Origin of the sequence: Paenibacillus anseongensis (assembly GCF_009757995.1) — a bacterium.
Lineage (GTDB): Bacteria > Bacillota > Bacilli > Paenibacillales > NBRC-103111 > Paenibacillus_E > Paenibacillus_E chondroitinus.
Genome location: NZ_WSEM01000012.1, coordinates 409,766 through 416,601 on the forward strand (window position 1 = coordinate 409,766; position 6,836 = coordinate 416,601).

The 6,836-nt window shown below is 48.1% G+C and carries 5 protein-coding genes and 16 tRNA genes; 1 reads left to right on the forward strand and 20 read right to left on the reverse strand.

What is annotated here, in order from left to right; translation table 11 throughout:
• Positions 1 to 44: 44 nt before the first annotated feature.
• Together GON05_RS14375 and GON05_RS14380 are read right to left on the reverse strand one after the other, a co-directional pair.
• Positions 45 to 1,283: an MDR family MFS transporter gene (locus GON05_RS14375; protein WP_157319737.1), complete on the reverse strand. Its 1,239-nt coding sequence runs from the start codon at positions 1,281 to 1,283 to the stop codon at positions 45 to 47.
• A 108-nt stretch (positions 1,284 to 1,391) separates the two neighbouring features.
• Positions 1,392 to 1,775, reverse strand: a complete 384-nt coding sequence (locus GON05_RS14380) for a hypothetical protein (protein WP_157319738.1) — start codon at positions 1,773 to 1,775, stop codon at positions 1,392 to 1,394.
• Between the two features lie 231 nt (positions 1,776 to 2,006).
• Between GON05_RS14380 and GON05_RS14385 the strand changes: the two genes are divergently transcribed.
• Positions 2,007 to 2,801, forward strand: a complete 795-nt coding sequence (locus tag GON05_RS14385) for an alpha/beta fold hydrolase (RefSeq protein ID WP_157319739.1) — start codon at positions 2,007 to 2,009, stop codon at positions 2,799 to 2,801.
• Here GON05_RS14385 and GON05_RS14390 read toward each other — a convergent pair.
• The 18 genes from GON05_RS14390 to GON05_RS14475 all read right to left on the reverse strand — a co-directional run bounded on the left by GON05_RS14390 (position 2,791) and on the right by GON05_RS14475 (position 6,660).
• Positions 2,791 to 4,071, reverse strand: coding sequence for an ROK family protein (locus tag GON05_RS14390; RefSeq protein ID WP_157319740.1), 1,281 nt, complete (start codon positions 4,069 to 4,071; stop codon positions 2,791 to 2,793). The two genes, GON05_RS14385 and GON05_RS14390, sit on opposite strands and share 11 nt — an antisense overlap.
• A gap of 8 nt (positions 4,072 to 4,079) precedes the next feature.
• Complete coding sequence (locus GON05_RS14395) at positions 4,080 to 4,787, reverse strand: class I SAM-dependent methyltransferase (RefSeq protein WP_157319741.1); 708 nt, start codon at positions 4,785 to 4,787, stop codon at positions 4,080 to 4,082.
• A 380-nt stretch (positions 4,788 to 5,167) separates the two neighbouring features.
• Positions 5,168 to 5,246, reverse strand: a tRNA-Leu gene (locus tag GON05_RS14400).
• Between the two features lie 19 nt (positions 5,247 to 5,265).
• Positions 5,266 to 5,354 (reverse strand) — tRNA-Leu (locus tag GON05_RS14405).
• 11 nt (positions 5,355 to 5,365) lie between these two features.
• Positions 5,366 to 5,439 (reverse strand) — tRNA-Cys (locus GON05_RS14410).
• A gap of 10 nt (positions 5,440 to 5,449) precedes the next feature.
• Positions 5,450 to 5,524: transfer RNA gene (locus tag GON05_RS14415), tRNA-Gly, on the reverse strand.
• A gap of 8 nt (positions 5,525 to 5,532) precedes the next feature.
• A tRNA-Gln gene (locus tag GON05_RS14420) sits at positions 5,533 to 5,604 on the reverse strand.
• 22 nt (positions 5,605 to 5,626) lie between these two features.
• Positions 5,627 to 5,699, reverse strand: a tRNA-His gene (locus tag GON05_RS14425).
• A gap of 25 nt (positions 5,700 to 5,724) precedes the next feature.
• A tRNA-Trp gene (locus tag GON05_RS14430) sits at positions 5,725 to 5,798 on the reverse strand.
• Positions 5,799 to 5,810: 12 nt separating this feature from the next.
• Positions 5,811 to 5,892: transfer RNA gene (locus GON05_RS14435), tRNA-Tyr, on the reverse strand.
• Between the two features lie 9 nt (positions 5,893 to 5,901).
• Positions 5,902 to 5,977: transfer RNA gene (locus GON05_RS14440), tRNA-Thr, on the reverse strand.
• A gap of 17 nt (positions 5,978 to 5,994) precedes the next feature.
• Positions 5,995 to 6,070: transfer RNA gene (locus GON05_RS14445), tRNA-Phe, on the reverse strand.
• A gap of 20 nt (positions 6,071 to 6,090) precedes the next feature.
• Positions 6,091 to 6,167, reverse strand: a tRNA-Asp gene (locus tag GON05_RS14450).
• A gap of 11 nt (positions 6,168 to 6,178) precedes the next feature.
• Positions 6,179 to 6,255: transfer RNA gene (locus tag GON05_RS14455), tRNA-Met, on the reverse strand.
• A 53-nt stretch (positions 6,256 to 6,308) separates the two neighbouring features.
• A tRNA-Val gene (locus GON05_RS14460) sits at positions 6,309 to 6,384 on the reverse strand.
• Between the two features lie 15 nt (positions 6,385 to 6,399).
• A tRNA-Glu gene (locus GON05_RS14465) sits at positions 6,400 to 6,474 on the reverse strand.
• Between the two features lie 15 nt (positions 6,475 to 6,489).
• Positions 6,490 to 6,581 (reverse strand) — tRNA-Ser (locus GON05_RS14470).
• A 3-nt stretch (positions 6,582 to 6,584) separates the two neighbouring features.
• Positions 6,585 to 6,660: transfer RNA gene (locus GON05_RS14475), tRNA-Asn, on the reverse strand.
• Positions 6,661 to 6,836: the final 176 nt, after the last annotated feature.

The following is a 6,836-nucleotide window of genomic DNA, read 5'->3' on the forward strand; positions in this document are numbered from 1 at the left end:
TTAGATGCCAGGTTTCCATACCGTTAATATTAACGAACTTTAGTTTATACTTGCAGCACACCTTCAACAGCAGACTCTTCCTGCTTACGATTTAAGCCTCTGATATATCTCGTTTGAGCAATACCGGCAGCAATGAGAATGACGCCTACGACGGCAAACATCACTTTTCCGCCATAATGGCTGAATAGCAATCCTCCAAGGACAGGGCCGATGGCACGGGATAACTGCCAATTCATTCCGAATACGGAGAAGTACAAACCTCTATGCTCCACTGGGGCAATCACGGAAATCACTTTTTGAATATGAGGACCGTTCAACATTTCACCAATGGTAAATAAAAATTCAACAAAAAGCAGAATCGCAAGATAAGGAACAAATCCGTAACCGATGGATACAACTGCAAACAACATGTAGGATACAGCTACGACAATATACGCAGGGACGTGCTCTGTTCGTTTTGCAATCCACAGCTGCAGCGCGATGACTACGCACCCATTGAAAGTAATAATCGTCGCAAAAACCGATTTATAATTTTCGAAATTTTGCTGTAGATGTAAAGGAAATGTAGACTCAACTTGCGCGTATAAAAGGGATACCGGCATAGCCAGAAAAGTAATCCACAACAGTGGTTTATGCTCCGACCATTTAATTTTGACTTTGTTAGCTTTTGCGGCAGCCAGCATCTCTTCACTTTTAACAGGCATCGTCTCTGGGACCTTCCATATGACTAAGCCCGCATAAGCAACTAGTGTGACCGAACAAGCCAGGAAGATAATCGACGGATTCATGGTAAACAAGAGTAAGCCTAAAAGCGGACCAAAGGCTGATCCCATGTTTAAAGCGGTGTGCAATAAAGCAAAGACCTCAGCTCGATTCTGCTCCGGCACAACATCCGAAATCTGAGCATTGGCAGCAGGTCCATACATCGCATGTCCAATTCCATTAACAATGGAAATAAGCGCAAACTCCCATACGTGGCTAGCAAATATATATCCACCAATAGCGAAGGCTTGAATAAGGAGCGCTGCAAGCATCATTGGCTTCCGCCCGTACTTGTCACTCAGGCTGCCTGCATATAAGTTTACGAATATTCCGCATAAGGGCTGTAGACCTACGATCAACATGGATAAAAACACGGAACCATCCAACTTGTCATACAAATAAAAAACCAGATAGGGTCTCATCATAAAACCGGCTAATGACGTCAGAATCGTGCCCACGACTCGAACCCATATCGCTGTGTCATACTTGCTAATCACCGAAAAAAAGGGAATTCTTTGCATTTGACCTCCTAGATGTCTTTGGTACTTTCAGTTTAGAAGGATTTGAGCAAAAGAAAAAGGTAAAATCTCGTTATAACGGATTTCACCTTTTATGTATCTCCTATTTTCTTAACCTCCGATACGAATCTTCCGGTAAGTATCGATAAACGAAAGGACATCTACGCGCTTCCCCCTCTTCTTCGCTACTCTGGCCATTTTCACTAGGGTTGTCCAGAATTCGTCGAGCACGGGAGATTCAAAATCATTTTCCTTCGGAGCCTGTGTCAATTTATTCTTGTTCGTGTATGAAGCTCCTTCATCCGAGATCAGATACTGAATCTGACTTTTTTTCCACTGCTCGCCGGTTACGTAGCTTACGCCAATTTCGCGCATTTTTTTGCGTACAGATGTGACAGGACGAGATAATTCTTTGGCAATTACAACGGGAGGGCACTCTGATGAAAGTCGAATTAACTTGTCCAATTCTTGTGTGGACCAAGGTTTTTTAGTCATGACAATAACCTCACTTCATAAATGAAAGATTCGTATTCGCTTTTACTGGTTAACAACGGGTATACTGAGAGAATAACAATCAAATGTTAAAGAAGTATGAGTTAACCATAATGAAAGTATGAAGACATAACTTTTTCGCTATTTCTCTTGTTTTTACGACCTTTGAACTAATATTTTGATGAAATTTAGGTCTTTGTGCGTGGAAAAACTAGTCATGGAGGGTGACAACGAATGAAACATCATATTAATGGAGCAGAGTTGTACATAGCGGAAAAAGGACAAGGAGCACCTGTCATTTTACTGCACGGATTCCCATTGGATCATCGCATGTGGCAAGCGCAGGTAGAAGTTTTGTCGGGGGATTATCGTGTGATTACACCTGATTTACGCGGTATGGGGCATTCAGATGTGCCCGATGCTAACATTTCAATTGAGCAATACGCGGATGATATTTTGACGATGATGGACAAAATGGACATACAAAAAGCCGCACTTGGCGGCTTCTCCATGGGGGGATATGTGGCTTTTGCACTTCTGCGCAAAGCTCCTAAGCGATTCACAGCGCTTCTTCTCGCTAATACCCGTCCAGAGGCGGACGGACTGGAGGCTCGTAAGAACCGTATGAATATGGCATCTGCCCTCTATGACAAAGGGGCCAGCGCGGCAAGAGATGCTATGCTGCCGAAGCTGCTCACCGAGCAGACAGCCAAAGATCAACCAGGGCTCGTGGAGAGCTTAAGCGCGGTCATGGCTTCCATGCCTGCCGAAGGTCTGGTTCACGCGAGCCTGGCCATGGCGTTCCGAGCCGACTCCGTCGACCTCCTCGGAGCTATCTCCGTGCCGACGCTTGTTATCGCCGGTGAGAAAGATCCGATTGCGCCACCGGATGTCATGAAAAAGATGGCTGACGCGATTCCGGGAGCCAGCTTTCATGCCATCCCGGAGGCTTCGCATCTGGCGCCGATGGAGAAACCCGAAGCCTTCAATGCGCTGCTCCTTGAATTCCTCCAAGGCGTCACAGCCTAACCAGCTGGTCCATGACCATCACGGCTGCTCCCATAGCAAGGGCTTCTTCACCAAGCTGCCCCTTGCTGAAGACAACCTGATACGCGGGGTAGTAGTACGTTTTCCGAATCGCTACCTGTGTAGCGGTTTGGAAGAACAACTCCCCGCCCGCGATAAGCGGGCCCCCGAGGATGACCTTCTCCGGGTGCAAAATATTTAATAAATTGGCTAATCCTATGCCAAAATAGGTCGCAGCCTCCGTAATGATCTCCACGACAAGGGGATCATTTTTTTTGAGTGCCTCCAATACCTGCGTGTAGGACAACTGCTCCGGGTCCTCCACCAACTGCGACAGCACCGTGGATCGGCCCTGTTTTAAGGCAGAGCGTGCCGCCTTTTCAATCGCATACAAGGATGCGTATGACTCCAAGGCGCCGTAGTTTCCTGAGGCGTCACGGTGCGCCACGCCATCCGTTTGAATGATCATTTGCCCGACAGAGCCTTCCATGTCAACCGCGCCATAGATGAGCTTCCCTTCCGATACCATGGAAGAACGCAAGCCAACCCCGGCATGAATATATAGCAGATGTTTGAAACTCTGCGTGCGCTGATGCCAGGATTCCGCTAAAATGGCTGTGTTCGCTCCGTTATCCAGCATGGAGGGAATACCCAGTTCCTCTGTCAGCAGCCTGCAGATTTCAACGTTTCTCCATCCATTGGCCTGAAAATAAGCCGGCTCCAATATCGTTCCAGACAGCCTGTCCACCGGACCCACGGCGCCGACACCGATTCCTAGCAGCATCGACTTCGTGATCCCGTGCCGCTCCATCATATCGTGCGCCTCCTTGACAATGAGGCGGATTAGCACTTCCGGCGTCATCTCCGCCGTCATCGTCCAGCTCCGGGCATCTAATTTGTTCATGCCCAAATCAACCAAAACCAGCTTGGACAACGTCCTGGAGATATCCAAGCCGAAAACATACGCGTAGGCCGAATTCTTCTCATACAGAATCGGCCTACGCCCGCCTGTTGACGCTCCGAAGCCGGATTCAAGTATGAATCCTTGGCCCGTCAGTTCTTCCAAAAGCCTCGTCAACGTAGAGACCGTCATCCCGCTTTGCTCAAGCAGCTCCGTCTTGGATATCGTCGTGTGGCGGCAAATCAACTCATAAATCTCTTTGGCTTTCCGGTTTGGAATGCGTTCCGATATAGCGCCAGCGTTCAAAAGAAACAGCCCCCAATGATAATCTTTCTCGCCTAATTCGCCATCGGGGTGCTTAATTCCTGCCATGGTTCTATCTATTCCTTCGAGCCTATCATCAACGTGTATCCCATGTAACTATGATACTTATTCACCAGCTCATCATATCTGGCTGTAATTTGCCATATGCGTGGGTCCATGAACGATTGCTTATCAGATAGATGCACAGGGTCTGGATGCTGAACTTGATCCTCGAACATCGTTAATGGAAACGGATGGATACCGGAGAAATCCACAGCAAATTTACTTCCTTCCAGCAGCTCCCGCCATTCATCCATGCTATAAATTTTACTAACTCCATAAAAGCTGCACAGTGCCCTATGGACGCCAGTGGACATATTTTTGACGCGGATAACTTCCCGGTCATAAAGCTTCCCGCCTGGTTTCAACACCCGGTAATACTCAGAGACCGCCTTCTGCGCTTCTGCGAAATTCGTGACAGACTCCACCATTACAACGTCAAACGATTCATTTTCAAAAGGTAATTGGCACACGTCTCCCTCTCGAAAATCCACCTTCACCCCTTGCTTTTCGGCACGTATTATCGCTTTTGCTACCATTTCGGGTCGGATATCGACCGCTGTCACTTCACATCCCTGCTCCGCAAGGAAGCACGCCGTTCTCCCCGTCCCGCATCCGACCTCCAGAACTCGTTTCCCTTTCTCTATCGGGTATTTCTTCAATTGTTCCATGGTCTCGCCGAACCCGCCAGGGTGCGCATTGCCCACCCCAAGTTTTGCTAACATATCTAGGTACTCGATAGCACTCACACCTCCATAATGGCATTTCAATCTCTTTTTTACCATATGGAGGGCTGCTGCCTCTTGTTCGAACTCTAGGTCGATTTTCTAAAAAAAGGCTCTCGCCCAATGCTCTTTTTCGGCTTCTCTTGGGCAGATCACCCAATCAAATAGGGGTATATACTCATAATCGTAACAATGACTTACGCTTGGTAATCTATGAAGTCATTTGATAGCTAAAAAAGAAGGAGCTCCAGTTCAGTTGAACCTGGCTCCTTCTACTGCTCATTTCCTCGCTATTATTCAACTAACTACATAATATAACTTTCTTATTCACAAATGGAAAAAGCTCTTGAAATCAAATGATTTCAAGAGCTTTCTTTGTATACCGGCAAGAGGACTCGAACCTCCACCCTTTCGGACTCGATTTTGAGTCGAGCGCGTCTGCCATTCCGCCATGCCGGCATATGAACTTGTAAAACAATGGTGCCGAAGACCAGACTTGAACTGGTACGGTAGTCACCTACCGCAGGATTTTAAGTCCTGTGCGTCTGCCGATTCCGCCACTCCGGCTAATACATTTGTGGAGGCGCCACCCAGACTCGAACTGGGGGTAAAGCTTTTGCAGAGCTCTGCCTTACCACTTGGCTATGGCGCCTTAGTAATAATGGAGCGGAAGACGGGGATCGAACCCGCGACCCTCGCCTTGGCAAGGCGATGCTCTACCGCTGAGCCACTTCCGCATATAAAACTGGGGATCAAGGATTTGAACCTTGGCATGACGGAGTCAAAGTCCGTTGCCTTACCGCTTGGCTAATCCCCATTATCTTGCTTTGCTAATAATGGGCGGACGACGGGACTTGAACCCGCGAATGCCGGATCCACAAACCGGTGCGTTAACCCCTTCGCCACGACCGCCACAATATTAAGTTGCTTACTTTTTTGGCAGGGGCAGCAGGAATTGAACCCACACCAAAGGTTTTGGAGACCTTTGTTCTACCCTTAAACTATGCCCCTAGAAAAAGTAAATGGAGGCTGATGGATTCGAACCACCGAACTCGGAGAGAGCAGATTTACAGTCTGCCGTGTTTAGCCACTTCACTAAGCCTCCATATAGCAATGGTGCCGTCGAGAGGACTTGAACCCCCAACCTACTGATTACAAGTCAGTTGCTCTACCAGTTGAGCTACAACGGCGTATTAAGTTGTAAAGATGGTGGCTCGGGACGGAATCGAACCGCCGACACGAGGATTTTCAGTCCTCTGCTCTACCGACTGAGCTACCGAGCCTTACAAGATGTTGGTAATAATGGCGGAGCCGACGGGATTCGAACCCGCGGTCTCCTGCGTGACAGGCAGGCATGTTAGGCCTCTACACCACGGCTCCACATTCATTATTGGTTGCGGGGGCAGGATTTGAACCTGCGGCCTTCGGGTTATGAGCCCGACGAGCTACCGGGCTGCTCCACCCCGCGTCATTAAGTATATTTCAGGAATTCTAATAAATCAAGCCTTGTCTTAGAATTCATGGTGGAGGCTGACGGGATCGAACCGCCGACCCTCTGCTTGTAAGGCAGATGCTCTCCCAGCTGAGCTAAGCCTCCATGGGAATTACTTGATGGTGACCCGTAGGGGACTCGAACCCCTGTTACCTCCGTGAAAGGGAGGTGTCTTAACCACTTGACCAACGGGCCTTACTAGAAAGATAGTGGCGGAGAGAGAGGGATTCGAACCCTCGAGACGCTTGTGACGCCTACACGATTTCCAATCGTGCTCCTTCGGCCAGCTCGGACACCTCTCCATATGGCTCCCCGAACAGGACTCGAACCTGTGACAACTCGATTAACAGTCGAGTGCTCTACCAACTGAGCTATCAGGGAATAGAAAAAATACTTATTCAAGGATTATTCCTTGAAAACTAGATACGAAACGTTTGTAAAGTAATGCTTAGGTTTTAAGCAGAGAGACATTAATCTTCGATTAAAGATCCCTATATGAGGTTAAGCCCTCGACCGATTAGTATTCGTCAGCTGCATGCATTGCTGCACTTCCACCT